Below are 14,327 nucleotides of genomic sequence, written 5' to 3' on the forward strand. Positions count from 1 at the left end.
TCTCCTCAATTCCTGCCCGCAGCCCATGTCCAGAAGCAGCAGACGCCCGAGGTCAATTAAGACAGGCGCGGGCCACGCGGAAGCCGCGCAGCCCGAGCGAAAGGTACGGAATCAGACCCGGCGGCGTTTCGGCGGACGGCAGCCGTTATGCGCGATCGGGGTCACGTCGCGAATCGACGTGATGTTGAAGCCGATGGCAGCCAGCGCGCGCAGCGCGCTTTCACGGCCCGAACCGGGGCCCTGCACTTCGACTTCGAGCGTCTTGACGCCATGTTCCTGAGCCTTGCGGCCAGCATCCTCGGCAGCCATCTGGGCGGCATAGGGGGTCGACTTGCGCGAGCCCTTGAAGCCCATGGTCCCGGCCGACGACCAGGCGATGGCGTTGCCCTGAACGTCCGAGATCAGGATCTTGGTGTTGTTGAAGGACGAATTCACATGCGCCACACCGGCGGCGATGTTCTTGCGTTCCTTGCGGCGGACCCGGGTTTTATCGCGTGCCATATCTCGAGCCCTCCCTTATTTCTTCTTGCCGGCGATGGGTTTCGCCGGCCCCTTGCGGGTACGGGCGTTGGTGTGCGTCCGCTGACCGCGAACCGGCAGGTTGCGGCGGTGACGCAGGCCGCGATAGCAGCCGAGGTCCATCAGGCGCTTGATGTTCATCTGAACTTCGCGGCGCAGGTCGCCCTCGACGGTCAGGTTGGCGTCGATATGTTCGCGGATCGACAGCACCTCGGCGTCCGACAGCTCGTTGACCCGGCGGGTCTTGTCGATGCCGACGGCCTCGCAGATCGCGTCGGCCGTGGTCGGACCGATGCCATGGATGTAGGTCAGGGCGATCGGCACCCGTTTCCCGGTGGGGATGTTGACGCCAGCAATACGTGCCACGCGCAATATTCCTTTCGTTGCGGTTCCGTCGCTCCAGAACCTTTTTTCACAACTATGGCCCGAAAGCCTGTCGCCTCCGGGCCGCCTTGATCGGACCGCCGCTTCGGGTCAGCTTCACCCGCCTGCGGCAATTGGTCGATTCTCTATCGAGACGCCGTGCGTAGGGCGATTCTGCGGACCCGTCAAGGGCATTCATAAGCTGTCAAGATCCATTTCGCGGATTTGCCGCCCTTTCGCCGCATCGCGCCCCGGCCACCATCGCGATGGACCGACGGCCGCCGCAGCGCTATCCTTTCGGTTGTATCCCTCGCCCGCGGGCCGCGGCAGCAGCGTTCGCATGTCCTGCCAGAAAGGAGGATCCGCGTGAAGTCTTCTGACACACGGTCCCGTCCGCGCGTGCCCGCCAGGACCGCCGCCACCGCACCGCGCCACGCCCCCTCGCCCGTGTCGGCGACCGCCCCGCTCGACACCCTCAGGGGCCTTGCCGAGACCAGCGCCCCTGTCCAGCGGTTGCGCGCCCTCGGCCCGGCCCTGCAGCGCGAGGTCGACACCTCGTCGAGCCCCTTCCTGCCCACCTACGGCCCGAACGAGACGCCGGCCTGGAAGAAGGAAACCGGCATCCCGAAATGGGCGCTGGACGAGCTTGGCGGCAACGAGGCGGTGACGCTGATCTGCAGCCTGAAGGACGGCATCATCGGCAGTGTCTATTTCCCCGAGGGCGGGCGCATCCGGACGACCCATGGCAGCGGACCGGAAAAGGAGCAGACCCCCGAGCGGGTGACACAGCAGTTCAACATGGACATGAGCAAGGCCCGCAAGATCTTCAAGGACGGCTCGCCCAAGCTCCTGGCCAGTCTTTACGACAAAACCGACGCGACCAAGACCGAGGAAGAGCGCAAGAAGGAGGCCGCCAAGGCCTGGGACCGCGCCTTCAAGAGCTGGCTGTCGAACCAGCTGGTCAAGACCCCCAAGGAAAAGCTGCCCGACTGGATCGAGCCCGTCACCGGCCCCGACAGCGCCTTCGACCCCACGACCGGGGCACCGCCCAAGGACAGGAAGCTGTTCGAGGTGTTCACCACGCTCGAAGGCGTCGTCACCGGCTGGCACCCGTCGCGCGGGCTGGCCGCCAAGTTCCAGACCAGCAAGAAGGTGGTGAACGTGCTCAACGCCGCCATCGAGCAGATCAAGGGCATCAAGGATCCGGGCGAACGGAACAAGGCGTTCTATGCCTACATCGAGCCCCGCATCCCCGAATTCGCCGCCCAGATCAGAAAGCCCGATCAGGTGTGACGGCCCGCCGCCATGCCGGGGCGGACCGTCCGGATCAGGCGTCCAGAATGGCCTTGATCGCGCCCGAGACCTCGTCGATCTCCGCCAGGCCGTCGACCCCGGTCAGGTCGCCCTTGGCATAGTAATAGCCGATCAGCGGCGAGGTCTTCTTGTAGTATTCCATCAGCCGCTGCCGCAGGCTGGTCTCGTTGTCGTCGGCCCGGCGCTTGAATTCGGTGCCGCCGCATTTGGTGCATTTGCCGTCGGCCGGGATCGGCCTGGTCAGGTCGTTGTAGACCTCGCCGCAGCTGCCGCAGGTCGACCGCGCGGTGATCCGGGCGACTAGCGCCTCGTCATCGACCCGCATCTCGATCACCGCATCGAGCTTTTGCCCCATCCGGTCCAGCAGCGCGCCAAGCGCATCGGCCTGGGCCAGCGTCCGCGGAAAGCCGTCGAAGATGAACCCGCCCCCGGCGCCCGACTCGAGCTTTTCGGCGATCAGGCCGATCACGATCTCGTCGGTCACCAGTTCGCCGCGGTCCATGACCTCGGCCACCTTCCGTCCCATCTCGGTGCCCGAGCTGCGCGCCTCGCGCAGCATGTCACCGGTGGAAAGCTGGGTCATGCCCCGTTCCTCCACGAGCCGGCGGGCTTGCGTACCCTTACCGGCTCCGGGGGGGCCCAGTAGGATGATGTTCATCTGCGAGCTGTCCCTTTTCTTGCGCCTTTGCGCTTGCGCCTGAGTTGCGATTTCTCGATCAGCCCCTCGTACTGATGCGCCAGCAGGTGGGACTGGATCTGTTGGATCGTGTCCATCGTCACCGAGACCACGATCAGGACGGACGTACCGCCGAAGTAGAACGGAATGGCCAGCTGCGAGCGCAGGATCTCGGGCAGGAGGCACACGAGCGCCAGATAGGCCGAGCCCAGAACCAGAACCCGGGTCACGACATAGTCCAGATAGTCCTGGGTTCGCTTGCCGGGCCGAATGCCGGGGATGAAGCCGTTCTGGTTCTTGAGGTTGTCGGCCACGTCCTCGGTCTTGAAGGCAACGTTGAACGTGTAGAAGTAGGTGAAGAACACGATCATGGCCGAGAAGAACAGCAGGTACAGCGGCTGACCGGGCCCGAAATAGGCCAGGATCACCGACATCACCGGACCGGTCTGGGCGCCCGAGAAGGTCGAGATGGTCGTGGGCAACAGCAGCAGCGACGAGGCGAAGATCGCCGGGATGACGCCCGCCGGGTTGACCTTGACCGGCAGGTGGCTCGACCCGCCGTCATACATCTTCATGCCGACCTGACGGCGCGGATACTGGATATGGATCTTGCGCAGCGCGCGTTCCATGAAGACCACGAAGGCGATCACCAGGACGACCATCACCAGAACGCCGATGATCACGCCCGGATGGATCGCGCCGGACCGCCCCTGGCTGAGGAACTGCGCCAGCGCCGCCGGAGCCTGGGCGATGATGCCGACGAAGATGATCAGCGAGATGCCATTGCCGACGCCCCGCGCGGTGATCTGTTCGCCCAGCCACATCAGGAACATGGTGCCGCCAACGATGGTGATGACCGTCGAGGCCCGGAAGAACCAGCCCGGATCGGTCGCCAGATTGCCCGCCTCGAGGCTGACCGCCAGACCGTAGGCCTGGAAGGCCGCCAGCAACACCGTGCCGTAGCGGGTATACTGGTTGATCTTCTTGCGGCCCTGTTCGCCCTCTTTCTTGAGCGCCTCGAGCTGCGGGACCATCGCCGCCAGAAGCTGGACGATGATCGAGGCCGAGATATACGGCATGATCCCCAGAGCGAAGATCCCCATCCGTCCCAGCGCGCCGCCGGTGAACATCGACAGGATGCCGCCGAGCCCGGTCGAGGCGCGCTCCATGAAGTCGCGAAGCGCCGCCCCGTCGATGCCGGGAACGGGGATGTAGGTGCCAAGCCGGTAGACGATCAGAAGCCCCAGGGTGAACAGGATCCTCTGGCGAAGCTCGGTGGCCTTGCCGAAGGCCCCCCAGCTCATGTTCGCCGCCATTTGCTCTGCTGCTGATGCCATGCTGAGCCTCTTTCAAGGACAGCGCCGCCGGACCGTCTTCCGGCTCCGGCGGCGCATTGGAAAACTAGGGCAGATTTAAGCGGCGAGGACGCCGCCCACAATCCCTTAATTCGAAGCCTTACGCGGCCTCGGCCGCAACGGTCGCGACCTTGAGCGACCCGCCGGCCTTCTCGACCGCCTCGATGGCGGCTTTCGACGCGCCGGTGACTTCGATCGAAAGCTTCGAAGTCACCTCGCCTTTCGCCAGCACGCGGACGCCATCGAGCTTGCGGCGCACCAGACCCGAGGCGATCAGCGCATCTTCGGTGATCGCGGCCGAGCCATCGAGCTTGCCGGCGTCGACGAATTTCTGGATCAGGCCCAGGTTCACCACCGCATAGGCCTTGCGGTTCGGCTTGTTGAAGCCGCGCTTGGGCAGACGTTGGTAGAGCGGCATCTGACCGCCCTCATACCCGTTGATCGCCACGCCCGAGCGGGATTTCTGACCCTTGATACCGCGACCGGCGGTCTTGCCCTTGCCGGAGCCCGGGCCGCGGCCGACCCGTTTGGCTTTCTTGGCGGCGCCGTCGTTGTCGCGCAGTTCATGCAGTTTCATGTCGCTTCTCCTTTGCCGGACGCGCCCCCGAAGCGAATTGGGCGGCCACGGCGTTTCTTGATTGGTTTCGTGCAGCCCTGCGGGGCCACCGGGGGCGTATAGACGCAGAGCCGCCGCGAAGCAAGGGATTCGCGGGCGCCCGCTTCCGGCGCCCCGCCCTGCCCCGCGCTGCCCTGCCCGCGCCGGGGCGTCCCCGCGAAACGGAAAAGGCGCCCCGGATGTCCGGAGCGCCTTTCAGATCTGCGAACGGGCGATCAGCCGCGTTCTTCGATGATCTCGACCAGGTGCGGGATCTTGGCGACCATGCCGCGGATCGCGGGGGTGTCTTCCAGTTCCCGGGTCTTGTGCATCTTGTTCAGCCCCAGACCGATCAGGGTCCGGCGCTGGATGTCGGGGCGGCGGATCGGCGAGCCGATCTGCTTGACGACGATGGTCTTGGCCATGCTCGGATCTCCTTACGCTTCGGCCGCTTCGGCAACCGGCGCATCGTCCTTCTTGAGGATTTCAGCGACCTTCTTGCCACGGCGTTGCGCAACCTGACGCGGCGAGCTTTCGCGGGCAAGCCCGTCCAGCGTCGCGCGGATCATGTTGTAGGGGTTTTGCGAACCGATCGACTTGGCGACCACGTCCTGGACGCCCAGCATCTCGAACACGGCGCGCATCGGACCGCCGGCGATGATCCCGGTCCCTTGCGGGGCGGTGCGCATCACGACGCGGCCCGCGCCATGGCGGCCCTCGATGTCATGGTGCAGGGTGCGGCCTTCGCGCAGCGGGACGCGCATCAGGCTGCGTTTGGCCTGCTCGGTCGCCTTGCGGATCGCCTCCGGCACTTCCTTGGCCTTGCCCTTGCCGAAGCCGACGCGGCCTTTCTGGTCGCCCACCACCACGAGAGCGGCAAAGCCGAAGCGCTTGCCCCCCTTCACGGTCTTGGACACGCGGTTGATCGCCACGAGACGATCGGCGAATTCCGGGGTTTCCTCGCGATCGCGACGGTCCCGGCGGTTCTCACGTTCTGCCATATCTCGTCTCCTTAGAACTTCAGGCCGCCTTCACGCGCGGCGTCGGCCAAGGCCTTGACGCTGCCGTGAAAGAGGAAGCCGCCGCGGTCGAAGTAGCATTCCTCGACGCCGGCTTTCTTGGCGCGCTCGGCAATCGCCGACCCCACCTTGGCAGCCGCCTCGACGTTGTTCTTGCCGATGACGCCCAGCTCTTTCTCGAGCGAGGACGCCGCGGCCAGGGTCACGCCCTGAACGTCGTCGATCAGCTGTACGCTGATGTTCTTGTTGCTGCGATGAACCGACAGGCGAAGCCGCCCGGCATTCATCTTGCGAAGCTTGTTCCGAACGCGCAGGCGGCGTTTCAGGAACAGGTGTCTTTTGCTGTTTGCCATCTGTCGCGCCCTTACTTCTTCTTGCCTTCCTTGCGGAAGATGAACTCGCCCTTGTAGCGGATGCCCTTGCCCTTGTAGGGCTCGGGGCCGCGCCACTCGCGGATGTTCGCGGCGACCTGGCCGACCTGTTGCTGGTCGATGCCTTCCACCACGATCTCGGTCGGTTTCGGGGCGGTCACGGTGATGCCCTGCGGAACCTCGAAGTTGACTTCGTGCGAGTAGCCGAGGTTCAGCTTGAGCACGTTGCCCTGCATCGCGGCCCGGTAGCCGACGCCCTGGATCTCAAGCTCGCGCTTGAAGCCCTCGGTCACGCCCTTGACGAGGTTCTGAACCATCGTCCGGGACATGCCCCATTGCTGACGGGCGCGCTTGGACGTGCCGCGCGGGGTGACGCTGACGGCGTTTTCCTCGACCGCGATGGTGACATCGTCGGTCGCGGTAAAGCTGCGGGTGCCCTTGGGCCCCTTCACTTCGACGGTCTGGCCGGAGACGGATGCCGAAACACCCGACGGCAGCTCGACCGGTTTCTTACCAATACGAGACATTGCCTTCCTCCTTAGAACACCGTGCAGAGCACTTCGCCGCCGACATTCGCCGACCGCGCAGCCGCATCCGACATCACGCCCTTCGACGTCGACACGATCGAGACACCCAGACCCTGGCGCACCGAGGGCAGGTCCTTCACGCTCATGTAGACGCGCCGGCCGGGGGTCGAGACGCGCTTGACTTCGCGAATGACCGGCTGGCCTTCATAGTATTTCAGGCTGACTTCCAGCTCGGGCAGGCCGGTCTTGCCGGTCGTCGCCTCGTAGCCGCGGATGTAGCCTTCGTCTTTCAGCACGTCCAGCACCCAGGCACGAAGCTTGGAGGCGGGCGTACGCACCGTCGATTTGCCACGCATCTGCGCGTTGCGGATGCGGGTCAGCATATCGCCGAGAGGATCGTTCACAGACATCTCTTCCCCTCCTTACCAGCTCGACTTCACCATGCCGGGGATCTGGCCCATCGAGCCCAGATCGCGCAGCATGATCCGCGAGATTTTCAACTTGCGGTAATAGGCGTGCGGACGCCCGGTGAGCTGGCAGCGGTTGTGCAGCCGGGTAGCCGAGGAATTGCGCGGCAGCTTGGCGAGCTTGAGGCGCGCCTTGAACCGCTCTTCCATCGGAAGATCCTCGTTGGTCGCGATTTCTTTCAGCTTGGCGCGTTTGGCGGCGTATTTCTCCACCAGGCGCTGGCGCTTGAGTTCGCGCTCGACCATAGATTTCTTAGCCATGTGGTGTTCTCCCTCCCGCGATCAGCTGTTGAACGGCATGTTGAAATGCTTCAACAGCGCCTTCGCTTCCGCGTCGGTGCTCGCGGTGGTGGCAATGACGATATCCATGCCCCAGACCTCGTCGACCTTGTCGTACTCGATCTCGGGGAACACGATGTGCTCTTTCAGGCCCATCGCGTAGTTGCCGCGGCCATCGAAGGACTTGCCGGAGACACCCCGGAAGTCGCGAACGCGGGGCATCGCGATGGTGATGAGGCGGTCGAGGAATTCGTACATCCGGTCGCCGCGCAGCGTGACCTTGGTCCCAAGCGGCATGTCCTCACGGACCCGGAAGCCGGCGATCGATTTCTTGGCCTTGGTGATGACCGCTTTCTGACCGGCGATCCGGCTGAGGTCTTCCTGGGCGGATTTCGACTTCTTGGAATCGCGCACCGCTTCGGCGCCGCAGCCGATGTTCAGCACGATCTTGTCGAGCCGCGGGATCATCATGTCGTTCTTGTAGGCGAACTCTTCCTTCAGAGCGCCCCGGATGGTTTCCCGGTAGAGCGCCTTGAGGCGCGGGGTGTAGGTGGCAGCATCAAGCATCGATCACTTCCCCCGATTTCTTGGCAAAACGAACCTTCTTGCCGTCTTCCACGCGGAAGCCGACGCGGGTCGGGCCGCCCTCTTTGGGGTCGACCATGGCGAGGTTCGACAGGTCGATCGGCATGGCTTTCGGCATGCGGCCGCCCTGGCTCGTCTGGGTCTGGCGCTGGTGGCGGACCGCCATGTTCAGGCCCTCGACCACGGCCTTGCCGGCCTTGGGGTCGACCGACAGGATGGTGCCTTCACGACCCTTGTCCTTGCCGGCGAGCAGGACGACCTTGTCGCCCTTCTTAAGCTTGGCAGCCATCAGAGCACCTCCGGAGCCAGCGAGATGATCTTCATGAAGTTCTTCGCGCGCAGCTCGCGCACGACGGGCCCGAAGATCCGGGTGCCGACAGGTTCGTTGTTGTTGTTGAGGATCACGGCGGCGTTGCGATCGAAGCGGATCGCGGTGCCGTCCTCGCGGCGGACTTCCTTGGCCGTGCGCACGACGACAGCCTTGCGGACATCGCCTTTCTTGACGCGGCCGCGCGGAATGGCTTCCTTGACGGAAACGACGATGATGTCGCCGACAGAAGCGTATTTCCGCTTGGACCCACCGAGGACCTTGATGCACTGCACCCGGCGTGCGCCGGAGTTGTCAGCGACATCCAGATTGGTCTGCATCTGGATCATTTGGTTTCTCCCGACCTTTGGGAACTGGTCCCAGGGTTTCGCTCAAACCGGAAGGCGGTACAGGTCAGACCTGCGCCACCACCTCCCAGCGTTTCGTCTTCGACTTCGGCGCGCATTCCTGAATGCGGACCGTGTCGCCCACCTTGAAGGTGTTGTTCTCGTCGTGAGCCCGGTATTTCTTGGACTTACGGATGGTCTTTTTCAGCACGGGGTGCGTGAAGCGGCGTTCGACCAGGACGGTGACGGTCTGATCGTTCAGATCGCTGGTCACGGTGCCTTGCAGGATACGTTTGGGCATCTGTCAGGCTCCCCTTATTCCGACGCCTTGGCGGCTTTTTCGTTCAGCACCGTCTTCACGCGGGCGACGTCGCGGCGGACTTCGCGGATGCGGGCGGTGTTCTCGAGCGCGCTCGTGGCCTGCTGAAAGCGCAGGTTGAAGGCCTCTTTCTTCAGGCTCGCCAGCGCATCGCGCAGCTGGTCGGGCGTCTTGTCTCGCAGTTCCTGGGCGTTCATCGCCTTTTTGGTCCTTTCAACATCAACGGAGGGCCCCAAGCCTCTCGCGAGGGTCACCCTGATTCCGATGGAGGTTCGCGGATGAGAGGCCCGCATAAGCCCCTAACCCGAATAAAGCAAGCCCCGATCGCATCCGCCCGTCCGGGCCGCGCCTCGGGAACCACCGGAAAGGAAAGGCCCCCGCCTTGGCGCGGGGGCCCCTCGTGATTTCAGGCGACCGGAATTACCAGTCTTCGCGTTCGACGATCCGGGTCTTGATCGGCAGCTTCATGGCCGCAAGACGCAGCGCCTCGCGGGCGATGGCCTCGTTGACACCGTCGATCTCGAACATGATCCGGCCCGGCTTGATCTTCGCGGCCCAGAAATCGACGGAGCCCTTCCCTTTACCCATCCGGACCTCGGTCGGTTTCGACGAGACGGGGGTGTCGGGGAAGATCCGGATCCAGACCCGGCCCTGACGTTTCATGTGGCGGGTCAGGGCGCGGCGGGCAGCCTCGATCTGACGCGCGGTCACTCGCTCGGGCTCGGTCGCCTTCAGGCCGAAATGGCCGAAGTTGAGCTCGAATCCGCCTTTAGCCTGGCCGTGAATCCGGCCCTTGTGCATCTTGCGGAATTTCGTGCGCTTGGGTTGCAGCATCTCTGTTCTCCTTCAGGGCTCAGCGGCGCGGACGGGACGGGCCGCTCCCGCCCTCCTGGAGCTCTGCCTGACGACGGTCGCGGGCACTGGGATCGTGCTCCATGATCTCGCCTTTGAAGATCCAGACCTTGATGCCGATGATGCCGTAGGGCGTCGTGGCTTCGGCGGTGGCATAGTCGATGTCGGCGCGCAGCGTGTGCAGCGGCACCCGGCCTTCGCGATACCATTCCGTCCGGGCGATCTCGGCACCGCCGAGGCGGCCCGACACGTTGACCCGGATACCCAGCGCACCCATGCGCATGGCGTTCTGCACCGACCGTTTCATCGCGCGGCGGAAGCTGACCCGGCGTTCCAGCTGCTGGGCGATCGATTCCGCCACCAGCTGACCGTCAAGCTCGGGCTTGCGGACCTCGACGATGTTCAGGTGCAGCTCGCTCTTGGTCATGTTGGCAAGCTTCTTGCGCAGCGTCTCGATATCCGCGCCTTTCTTGCCGATGATCACGCCCGGACGCGCCGTGTGGATCGTCACCCGGCATTTCTTGTGCGGACGCTCGATGATGATGCGGCTGACGCCGGCCTGCTTGCACTCGTCCTTGATGAACTCGCGCATCTTGACGTCTTCCAGAAGAAGATCGCCGTAATCCTTGGTGTCGGCGTACCAGCGGCTGTCCCAGGTCCGGTTGACCTGGAGGCGCATGCCGATCGGATTGACCTTGTGACCCATTAGGCTTGCTCCTCGACCTGGCGGACCTTGATGGTGAGTTCCGAGAACGGCTTGATGATCTTGCCGAACCGGCCACGGGCGCGCGGCTGCCCGCGCTTCAGCGTCAGGTTCTTGCCCACATAGGCCTCGGCCACGATCAGTTCGTCGACGTCGAGGTTGTGGTTGTTCTCGGCGTTGGCGATCGCGGACTGAAGGCATTTCTTCACGTCTTCGGCGATCCGCTTCTTCGAGAAGGTCAGATCGGCGAGCGCACGGTCGACCTTCTTGCCGCGGATCATCGCAGCGACCAGGTTCAGCTTCTGCGGAGAGGTGCGAAGCATGCGCGTCTTGGCCATCGCTTCATTCTCGGCCACGCGGCGGGGGTTCTTTGCCTTGCCCATGACGCTTACCTCTTCTTCGCTTTCTTGTCGGCCGCGTGACCGTAATAGGTCCGGGTCGGCGAATATTCACCGAACTTCTGGCCGATCATCTCTTCGGTCACCAGCACGGGAATATGCTTGTGGCCGTTGTAGACGCCAAAGGTGAGCCCCACGAACTGGGGCAGGATGGTCGAGCGGCGCGACCAGATCTTGATGATCTCGTTGCGGCTCGACTCGCGGGCTTTCTCGGCCTTCTTGAGGACATAAGAGTCGACGAAGGGGCCTTTCCAGACAGAACGAGACATGGCTTAGCGACCCTTCTTGCGCGCGTGACGGGACCGGAGGATGTACTTGTCGGTCGCCTTGTTGCGGCGCGTCTTGGCGCCTTTGGTCGGCTTGCCCCAGGGGGTCACCGGGTGGCGGCCGCCCGAAGTCCGGCCTTCACCGCCGCCATGGGGGTGGTCGATCGGGTTCATCACGACGCCGCGGACCGACGGGCGTTTGCCCAGATGGCGGTTGCGGCCGGCTTTACCGAGGTTCTGGTTCGAGTTGTCGGGGTTCGACACCGCGCCAACGGTCGCCATGCATTCCTGTCGGACCAGGCGCAGCTCGCCCGACGACAGCCGGATCTGCGCATAACCGCCGTCACGGCCGACGAACTGGGCATAGGTGCCCGCGGCGCGCGCGATCTGGCCGCCCTTGCCGGGCTTCAGTTCGACGTTGTGAACGATCGTGCCGATCGGCATGCCGGTGAACGGCATCGCGTTGCCGGGCTTCACGTCGGCCTTCTTCGAGGCGACGACCTTGTCGCCGACGCCCAGGCGCTGCGGCGCCAGGATGTAGGCCTGTTCGCCATCCTCGTAGCGGATCAGGGCGATGAAGGCGGTCCGGTTCGGGTCGTATTCGATCCGTTCAACGGTGCCGACCACATCGAACTTGGTCCGCTTGAAATCAACGATGCGGTAGAGGCGTTTCGCCCCGCCGCCCCGGCGGCGTGCCGTGATCCGCCCGGCATTGTTCCGGCCGCCCGATTTGGTCAGGCCCTCGGTGAGGGTCTTGACCGGGCGCCCTTTCCAAAGCTCGGAACGGTCGATCAGAACCAGCCCACGCTGGCCCGGCGTCGTCGGCTTGTACGACTTGAGTGCCATGCTTTCTGTCTTCCGTCAGCTTCGGACCTGATTGGTCCGGTTGTCGTCAGGGGTCCGAAAACCCCGCCTTGGTCGAAAAAATCCGGCCCCGGTCGAGCCGGGGCCGAAGATTCGCGGCGTTCTATCAGAGACCGGTGGTCACGTCGATAGTGTTGCCCTCTTCGAGGGTCACATAGGCCTTCTTGACGTTCTTGCGGCGGCCGAGAATGCCCTTGAACCGCTTGACCTTGCCCTTGGTGATGGTGGTGTTGACCGCCTTCACCTTGACGCCGAAGAGGTTCTCCACCGCTTCCTTGATCTCGGGCTTGTTCGCGTCCATCGCCACCTCGAAGACCACGGCATTGGCCTCGGAGGCCATCGTCGCTTTCTCGGTGATGATCGGCTTGCGGATCACGTCGTAATGTTCGGGCTTCACGCTCATTTCAGTCGAGCCTCCAGGGCTTCGACACCCGCCTTGGTGAGCACGAGGGTGTCACGGCGAAGGATGTCATAGACGTTGGCGCCCATCGACGGCAGCACATCGAGACCCTCGATGTTGCGGGCCGCCATGGCGAAGTTCTCGTTCACCTCGGCACCGTCGATGATCAGCACGCGCTTCCAGCCCAGGTTCTTGACCGATTTGGCCAGTTCCGAGGTCTTGGGCGCGGCCATCTCGGCCGATTCCAGAACGATCAGTTCGCCCGCCTTCAGCTTGGCGCTGAGCGCGTGCTTGAGGCCCAGCTTGCGGAATTTCTTCGGCAAGTCGTGGGCATGGCTGCGCGGGGTCGGGCCCTTGTAGACACCACCCTTGCGGAAGATCGGCGCGTTCCGGTCACCGTGACGCGCGCCGCCGGTGCCTTTCTGGCGATAGATCTTCTTGGTCGAGTAGCTGGTCTCGGACCGGGTCTTGACCTTGTGGGTGCCGGCCTGCGCGCGGGCGCGCTGCCAGCGCACCACGCGGTGCAGGATGTCGGTGCGCGGCTCGAGGCCGAAGATCTCGTCGCCGAGATCGACGGTGCCGGCCTTGGCGCCGTCCAGTTTGATCACGTCGAGTTTCATTCTTCGCCTCCTTCGGCGGTCGCTTCGGCAGCGGGCGCCTCGGCCGTGGCCGACTTCAGAGCCGCCGGCAGGACCAGGTTGTCCGGGGTCGGTTTCTTGACCGCGTCCTTGATGGTCACCCAGCCGCCCTTGGCGCCGGGGACGGCACCCTTGATCATGATCAGGCCACGATCGGCGTCGGTCTTCACCACCTGCAGGTTCTGCGTGGTGACGCGGGCCGAGCCCAGGTGACCGGCCATCTTCTTGCCCTTGAACACGCGGCCCGGGTCCTGACATTGACCGGTCGAGCCGTGCGAGCGGTGGCTGACCGACACGCCGTGCGAGGCGCGCAGGCCGCCGAAATTGTGCCGCTTCATGACACCGGCAAAGCCTTTACCGATCGACGTGCCGCTGACATCGACGAACTGGCCTTCGAAATAGTGGTCGGCGGTGATTTCCTCACCGACGCCGATCAGGTTCTCGGGGGCCACGCGGAATTCCGCGAGCTTCCGCTTGGGCGCCACGCTGGCCTTGGCGAAGTGGCCGCGCATCGGGGCCGACACGCGCTTGGCCTTGGCCGAGCCCGCGCCCAGCTGGACCGCGGTGTAGCCGTCGGTTTCGACAGTCCGCTGGGCCACGACCTGGCAGCCGTCAAGCTGCAGGACCGTCACCGGCACCTGACGGCCGTCGTCCATGAACAGCCGGGTCATGCCCAGCTTCTTTGCGATAACTCCAGAGCGCATCTCGGGTGCCCTCCTCAAACCTTGATTTCGACGTCGACACCGGCAGCCAGGTCGAGCTTCATCAGCGCGTCCACGGTCTGGGGGGTCGGGTCGATAATGTCGAGAAGCCGCTTGTGCGTGCGGATTTCCCATTGATCGCGGGACTTCTTGTCGATGTGGGGACCACGAAGAACCGTGAATTTCTCGATCTTGTTCGGCAGCGGAATAGGCCCGCGCACCTGGGCGCCGGTCCGCTTGGCGGTATTCACGATCTCCTGCGTGCTGGCATCCAGAACGCGGTAGTCGAAGGCCTTCAGCCGAATGCGGATATTCTGACTTTGCATGTTTTTGTGCCCTCAGGCTGAAGGGCGGGTCCGACGGACCCGCCCGGGCCTTTTCGTTACTTGATGATCTTGGAGACGACGCCGGCGCCGACGGTGCGGCCGCCTTCGCGGATGGCGAAGCGGAGCTTCTCTTCCA

At 64.2% G+C, this 14,327-nt stretch carries 27 protein-coding genes; 1 reads left to right on the plus strand and 26 read right to left on the minus strand.

Annotated features, from left to right (window positions below):
* Nucleotides 1–111 precede the first annotated feature (111 nt).
* Nucleotides 112–501, minus strand: a complete 390-nt coding sequence (gene rpsK / locus DSD19_RS11560; RefSeq protein ID WP_075784681.1) for a 30S ribosomal protein S11 — start codon at nucleotides 499–501, stop codon at nucleotides 112–114.
* A gap of 15 nt (nucleotides 502–516) precedes the next feature.
* Entirely contained in the window at nucleotides 517–885 is a 369-nt protein-coding gene (gene rpsM / locus DSD19_RS11565) for a 30S ribosomal protein S13 (RefSeq protein ID WP_075784680.1), read from the minus strand.
* A 396-nt stretch (nucleotides 886–1,281) separates the two neighbouring features.
* Between rpsM and DSD19_RS11570 the strand changes: the two genes are divergently transcribed.
* Complete coding sequence (locus DSD19_RS11570; RefSeq protein ID WP_133260411.1) at nucleotides 1,282–2,175, plus strand: hypothetical protein; 894 nt, start codon at nucleotides 1,282–1,284, stop codon at nucleotides 2,173–2,175.
* Between the two features lie 34 nt (nucleotides 2,176–2,209).
* Here the strand turns inward: DSD19_RS11570 and DSD19_RS11575 are convergent, their stop codons facing one another.
* From DSD19_RS11575 to DSD19_RS22765, 24 genes are all read right to left on the minus strand, one after another.
* Nucleotides 2,210–2,854, minus strand: coding sequence for an adenylate kinase (locus DSD19_RS11575; protein WP_113669690.1), 645 nt, complete (start codon nucleotides 2,852–2,854; stop codon nucleotides 2,210–2,212).
* Complete coding sequence (secY, locus tag DSD19_RS11580; protein ID WP_075784677.1) at nucleotides 2,851–4,209, minus strand: preprotein translocase subunit SecY; 1,359 nt, start codon at nucleotides 4,207–4,209, stop codon at nucleotides 2,851–2,853. The genes DSD19_RS11575 and secY overlap by 4 nt, the downstream gene beginning before the upstream one ends.
* A gap of 118 nt (nucleotides 4,210–4,327) precedes the next feature.
* A complete protein-coding gene (gene rplO, locus DSD19_RS11585; RefSeq protein ID WP_075784676.1) occupies nucleotides 4,328–4,804 on the minus strand; it encodes a 50S ribosomal protein L15 in 477 nt (158 codons plus the stop codon).
* Nucleotides 4,805–5,058: 254 nt separating this feature from the next.
* Entirely contained in the window at nucleotides 5,059–5,247 is a 189-nt protein-coding gene (gene rpmD / locus DSD19_RS11590) for a 50S ribosomal protein L30 (protein WP_075784675.1), read from the minus strand.
* Nucleotides 5,248–5,259: 12 nt separating this feature from the next.
* The gene (gene rpsE / locus DSD19_RS11595) at nucleotides 5,260–5,823 is read right to left on the minus strand and encodes a 30S ribosomal protein S5 (RefSeq protein ID WP_075784674.1); all 564 of its coding nucleotides are present in this window, start codon (nucleotides 5,821–5,823) and stop codon (nucleotides 5,260–5,262) included.
* Between the two features lie 11 nt (nucleotides 5,824–5,834).
* Nucleotides 5,835–6,194 carry a 50S ribosomal protein L18 gene (rplR, locus tag DSD19_RS11600; RefSeq protein WP_075784673.1) on the minus strand — a complete coding sequence of 120 codons (360 nt, stop codon included), beginning with the start codon at nucleotides 6,192–6,194 and terminating at the stop codon, nucleotides 5,835–5,837.
* A gap of 11 nt (nucleotides 6,195–6,205) precedes the next feature.
* Nucleotides 6,206–6,739 carry a 50S ribosomal protein L6 gene (rplF, locus tag DSD19_RS11605; protein ID WP_113669691.1) on the minus strand — a complete coding sequence of 178 codons (534 nt, stop codon included), beginning with the start codon at nucleotides 6,737–6,739 and terminating at the stop codon, nucleotides 6,206–6,208.
* A gap of 11 nt (nucleotides 6,740–6,750) precedes the next feature.
* Nucleotides 6,751–7,149 carry a 30S ribosomal protein S8 gene (gene rpsH, locus DSD19_RS11610; RefSeq protein WP_108028827.1) on the minus strand — a complete coding sequence of 133 codons (399 nt, stop codon included), beginning with the start codon at nucleotides 7,147–7,149 and terminating at the stop codon, nucleotides 6,751–6,753.
* Between the two features lie 12 nt (nucleotides 7,150–7,161).
* Complete coding sequence (gene rpsN, locus DSD19_RS11615; protein WP_075784671.1) at nucleotides 7,162–7,467, minus strand: 30S ribosomal protein S14; 306 nt, start codon at nucleotides 7,465–7,467, stop codon at nucleotides 7,162–7,164.
* A 21-nt stretch (nucleotides 7,468–7,488) separates the two neighbouring features.
* A complete protein-coding gene (gene rplE / locus DSD19_RS11620) occupies nucleotides 7,489–8,052 on the minus strand; it encodes a 50S ribosomal protein L5 (RefSeq protein WP_075784670.1) in 564 nt (187 codons plus the stop codon).
* On the minus strand, nucleotides 8,045–8,359 hold the full coding sequence (gene rplX / locus DSD19_RS11625; RefSeq protein ID WP_075784669.1) for a 50S ribosomal protein L24: 315 nt from the start codon (nucleotides 8,357–8,359) through the stop codon (nucleotides 8,045–8,047). Before rplX ends, rplE begins: the two co-directional genes overlap by 8 nt.
* A complete protein-coding gene (rplN, locus tag DSD19_RS11630; protein WP_005621870.1) occupies nucleotides 8,359–8,727 on the minus strand; it encodes a 50S ribosomal protein L14 in 369 nt (122 codons plus the stop codon). Before rplN ends, rplX begins: the two co-directional genes overlap by 1 nt.
* Nucleotides 8,728–8,791: 64 nt before the next feature.
* Entirely contained in the window at nucleotides 8,792–9,025 is a 234-nt protein-coding gene (gene rpsQ / locus DSD19_RS11635) for a 30S ribosomal protein S17 (RefSeq protein ID WP_075784668.1), read from the minus strand.
* A gap of 14 nt (nucleotides 9,026–9,039) precedes the next feature.
* On the minus strand, nucleotides 9,040–9,240 hold the full coding sequence (rpmC, locus tag DSD19_RS11640) for a 50S ribosomal protein L29 (protein ID WP_075784667.1): 201 nt from the start codon (nucleotides 9,238–9,240) through the stop codon (nucleotides 9,040–9,042).
* Nucleotides 9,241–9,463: 223 nt separating this feature from the next.
* Nucleotides 9,464–9,877, minus strand: a complete 414-nt coding sequence (gene rplP, locus DSD19_RS11645) for a 50S ribosomal protein L16 (RefSeq protein ID WP_042456826.1) — start codon at nucleotides 9,875–9,877, stop codon at nucleotides 9,464–9,466.
* Nucleotides 9,878–9,896: 19 nt separating this feature from the next.
* The gene (gene rpsC / locus DSD19_RS11650; RefSeq protein WP_075784665.1) at nucleotides 9,897–10,601 is read right to left on the minus strand and encodes a 30S ribosomal protein S3; all 705 of its coding nucleotides are present in this window, start codon (nucleotides 10,599–10,601) and stop codon (nucleotides 9,897–9,899) included.
* Nucleotides 10,601–10,981 (minus strand): 50S ribosomal protein L22, encoded by a 381-nt coding sequence (gene rplV / locus DSD19_RS11655; protein WP_075784664.1) that lies wholly within the window; start codon nucleotides 10,979–10,981, stop codon nucleotides 10,601–10,603. The genes rpsC and rplV overlap by 1 nt, the downstream gene beginning before the upstream one ends.
* A gap of 5 nt (nucleotides 10,982–10,986) precedes the next feature.
* A complete protein-coding gene (gene rpsS, locus DSD19_RS11660) occupies nucleotides 10,987–11,265 on the minus strand; it encodes a 30S ribosomal protein S19 (RefSeq protein WP_075784663.1) in 279 nt (92 codons plus the stop codon).
* A 3-nt stretch (nucleotides 11,266–11,268) separates the two neighbouring features.
* Nucleotides 11,269–12,108, minus strand: a complete 840-nt coding sequence (gene rplB / locus DSD19_RS11665; protein ID WP_075784662.1) for a 50S ribosomal protein L2 — start codon at nucleotides 12,106–12,108, stop codon at nucleotides 11,269–11,271.
* Between the two features lie 124 nt (nucleotides 12,109–12,232).
* Nucleotides 12,233–12,529, minus strand: a complete 297-nt coding sequence (locus tag DSD19_RS11670) for a 50S ribosomal protein L23 (protein WP_042456841.1) — start codon at nucleotides 12,527–12,529, stop codon at nucleotides 12,233–12,235.
* The gene (gene rplD / locus DSD19_RS11675) at nucleotides 12,526–13,146 is read right to left on the minus strand and encodes a 50S ribosomal protein L4 (RefSeq protein WP_075784661.1); all 621 of its coding nucleotides are present in this window, start codon (nucleotides 13,144–13,146) and stop codon (nucleotides 12,526–12,528) included. Before rplD ends, DSD19_RS11670 begins: the two co-directional genes overlap by 4 nt.
* On the minus strand, nucleotides 13,143–13,868 hold the full coding sequence (rplC, locus tag DSD19_RS11680; RefSeq protein ID WP_075784660.1) for a 50S ribosomal protein L3: 726 nt from the start codon (nucleotides 13,866–13,868) through the stop codon (nucleotides 13,143–13,145). The genes rplD and rplC overlap by 4 nt, the downstream gene beginning before the upstream one ends.
* A gap of 14 nt (nucleotides 13,869–13,882) precedes the next feature.
* Nucleotides 13,883–14,191, minus strand: coding sequence for a 30S ribosomal protein S10 (gene rpsJ / locus DSD19_RS11685; RefSeq protein ID WP_042456850.1), 309 nt, complete (start codon nucleotides 14,189–14,191; stop codon nucleotides 13,883–13,885).
* A 56-nt stretch (nucleotides 14,192–14,247) separates the two neighbouring features.
* A partial coding sequence (locus tag DSD19_RS22765; protein WP_133260412.1) for a hypothetical protein occupies nucleotides 14,248–14,327 on the minus strand: 80 nt, incomplete at its 5' end.

The organism is Rhodovulum sp. BSW8, assembly GCF_003314725.1.
GTDB lineage: Bacteria > Pseudomonadota > Alphaproteobacteria > Rhodobacterales > Rhodobacteraceae > Rhodovulum > Rhodovulum visakhapatnamense.

What these genes read in the sequence shown, in the direction of transcription:
- rpsK (WP_075784681.1), bottom strand. Translation starts at nt 501, where the DNA reads ATGGCACGCGATAAAACCCGGGTCCGCCGCAAGGAACGCAAGAACATC.
- DSD19_RS11575 (WP_113669690.1), bottom strand. Translation starts at nt 2,854, where the DNA reads ATGAACATCATCCTACTGGGCCCCCCCGGAGCCGGTAAGGGTACGCAA.
- secY (WP_075784677.1), bottom strand. Translation starts at nt 4,209, where the DNA reads ATGGCATCAGCAGCAGAGCAAATGGCGGCGAACATGAGCTGGGGGGCC.
- rplO (WP_075784676.1), bottom strand. Translation starts at nt 4,804, where the DNA reads ATGAAACTGCATGAACTGCGCGACAACGACGGCGCCGCCAAGAAAGCC.
- rpmD (WP_075784675.1), bottom strand. Translation starts at nt 5,247, where the DNA reads ATGGCCAAGACCATCGTCGTCAAGCAGATCGGCTCGCCGATCCGCCGC.
- rpsE (WP_075784674.1), bottom strand. Translation starts at nt 5,823, where the DNA reads ATGGCAGAACGTGAGAACCGCCGGGACCGTCGCGATCGCGAGGAAACC.
- rplR (WP_075784673.1), bottom strand. Translation starts at nt 6,194, where the DNA reads ATGGCAAACAGCAAAAGACACCTGTTCCTGAAACGCCGCCTGCGCGTT.
- rplF (WP_113669691.1), bottom strand. Translation starts at nt 6,739, where the DNA reads ATGTCTCGTATTGGTAAGAAACCGGTCGAGCTGCCGTCGGGTGTTTCG.
- rpsH (WP_108028827.1), bottom strand. Translation starts at nt 7,149, where the DNA reads ATGTCTGTGAACGATCCTCTCGGCGATATGCTGACCCGCATCCGCAAC.
- rpsN (WP_075784671.1), bottom strand. Translation starts at nt 7,467, where the DNA reads ATGGCTAAGAAATCTATGGTCGAGCGCGAACTCAAGCGCCAGCGCCTG.
- rplE (WP_075784670.1), bottom strand. Translation starts at nt 8,052, where the DNA reads ATGCTTGATGCTGCCACCTACACCCCGCGCCTCAAGGCGCTCTACCGG.
- rplX (WP_075784669.1), bottom strand. Translation starts at nt 8,359, where the DNA reads ATGGCTGCCAAGCTTAAGAAGGGCGACAAGGTCGTCCTGCTCGCCGGC.
- rplN (WP_005621870.1), bottom strand. Translation starts at nt 8,727, where the DNA reads ATGATCCAGATGCAGACCAATCTGGATGTCGCTGACAACTCCGGCGCA.
- rpsQ (WP_075784668.1), bottom strand. Translation starts at nt 9,025, where the DNA reads ATGCCCAAACGTATCCTGCAAGGCACCGTGACCAGCGATCTGAACGAT.
- rpmC (WP_075784667.1), bottom strand. Translation starts at nt 9,240, where the DNA reads ATGAACGCCCAGGAACTGCGAGACAAGACGCCCGACCAGCTGCGCGAT.
- rplP (WP_042456826.1), bottom strand. Translation starts at nt 9,877, where the DNA reads ATGCTGCAACCCAAGCGCACGAAATTCCGCAAGATGCACAAGGGCCGG.
- rpsC (WP_075784665.1), bottom strand. Translation starts at nt 10,601, where the DNA reads ATGGGTCACAAGGTCAATCCGATCGGCATGCGCCTCCAGGTCAACCGG.
- rplV (WP_075784664.1), bottom strand. Translation starts at nt 10,981, where the DNA reads ATGGGCAAGGCAAAGAACCCCCGCCGCGTGGCCGAGAATGAAGCGATG.
- rpsS (WP_075784663.1), bottom strand. Translation starts at nt 11,265, where the DNA reads ATGTCTCGTTCTGTCTGGAAAGGCCCCTTCGTCGACTCTTATGTCCTC.
- rplB (WP_075784662.1), bottom strand. Translation starts at nt 12,108, where the DNA reads ATGGCACTCAAGTCGTACAAGCCGACGACGCCGGGCCAGCGTGGGCTG.
- DSD19_RS11670 (WP_042456841.1), bottom strand. Translation starts at nt 12,529, where the DNA reads ATGAGCGTGAAGCCCGAACATTACGACGTGATCCGCAAGCCGATCATC.
- rplD (WP_075784661.1), bottom strand. Translation starts at nt 13,146, where the DNA reads ATGAAACTCGACGTGATCAAACTGGACGGCGCCAAGGCCGGCACCGTC.
- rplC (WP_075784660.1), bottom strand. Translation starts at nt 13,868, where the DNA reads ATGCGCTCTGGAGTTATCGCAAAGAAGCTGGGCATGACCCGGCTGTTC.
- rpsJ (WP_042456850.1), bottom strand. Translation starts at nt 14,191, where the DNA reads ATGCAAAGTCAGAATATCCGCATTCGGCTGAAGGCCTTCGACTACCGC.